At 68.8% G+C, this 1,117-nt stretch carries 2 protein-coding genes; both read right to left on the reverse strand.

Annotated features, from left to right (window positions below; all coding sequences use genetic code 11):
* A partial coding sequence (locus tag AB0I73_RS41460) for an NAD(P)-binding domain-containing protein (protein ID WP_363045542.1) occupies window positions 1–242 on the reverse strand: 242 nt, incomplete at its 3' end.
* Window positions 239–1,075 carry a family 1 encapsulin nanocompartment shell protein gene (locus AB0I73_RS41465; RefSeq protein WP_363045543.1) on the reverse strand — a complete coding sequence of 279 codons (837 nt, stop codon included), beginning with the start codon at window positions 1,073–1,075 and terminating at the stop codon, window positions 239–241. The genes AB0I73_RS41465 and AB0I73_RS41460, both read right to left, overlap by 4 nt.
* Window positions 1,076–1,117 lie beyond the last annotated feature (42 nt).

Raw genomic sequence — 1,117 nt, forward strand, 5'->3', positions numbered from 1 at the left:
TTCTCGTTCACCCCCGCGGTGATGACGACGACCGCGGCGCCGGCCAGGTCGTGGTAGCCACCGGAGCACACGTCGACCGTGGGGGACAGCGGCGCGGCGTAGCTCAGGTCGGCGGGGACGCCGTCGGCGCGGGCGGTGTTGCGGTCGATCAGCACGATCTCCCGGCAGGTTCCGCCGCGTTCGACCAGGGACAGGGCCGTGGCCGATCCGACTGCACCCACCCCCACGACGCCTACCCTCATGTCTGTACCTCCGACGGTTCGGCCGGCCTAGGCGTCCCGGCTTCCACGGGCACGACGGCTTCGCCGGTGTACACCAGGAAGGTCAGCATCTCCTGGAAGTACAGCCGGATGCTGCGCTCGTCGTGCGACAGGTAGCCGATGGACACGTCCTGGCCGATGCGCAACTCGAAGTCTCCGCCCCGTTTCGACAACAGGAAGGCGCCGTCGATGGCGGGTGCCCAAACGATGTCGCCGTCCAAAACCCGAGCGATGTGCTTGATGATCGGGTAGCCGTAGTCGGACGTTTCGCTGACAGCGGTGTACGCCGCGGCACTCAGAGCCAGGGCGTACGGGCCGCCCACACCGGCGAGTCGCAGCACGGTCAGGGCCTTGCTGAGGGCGTCCGGGTAATCGCGCGCCTCGGCCGGCAGTGTCAGAACGGAATGGGACGAACTCTCCCGCAGACCGGAGATGTCCGCGGCCGCGTACCCCTCGAACACCGTGCGGTCTTCGGCGAAGGCGATCCGACGGGCGGCGTCCTTGACCGGCTGCCAGTCCGCATCCTTGGCGCCTCGTGCGACGTCGTCGACCTGCTGCCGATCGACGGTGAACGACGCCCGCAGCTCGACCAGCGGCTGGAACCGGCGTATGCGGGCCTTGACCCCTTCAGCCGGCGCCTCCACGTCCTGTAGGTGGCCGGTTCCCACACCCGCCAGCTCCAGTTCCCCCGGTTCGGGCACGTCGACCATTCGGCGAGCCGCGACGTGCCGCTTGAACGTCCGTCGTGCCTCGTCCTCCAAGTCGGCCCACGCGGCGGCGGAGATGGGTGCCAGTTCCCGATGCAGATTGTCCATCGCCGGTGCTCGCCTCCTGTCACGTCCTCAGATCGCCGATCC

Source organism: Streptomyces sp. NPDC050388 (assembly GCF_040655635.1).
In the GTDB taxonomy this organism is placed as follows: domain Bacteria; phylum Actinomycetota; class Actinomycetes; order Streptomycetales; family Streptomycetaceae; genus Streptomyces.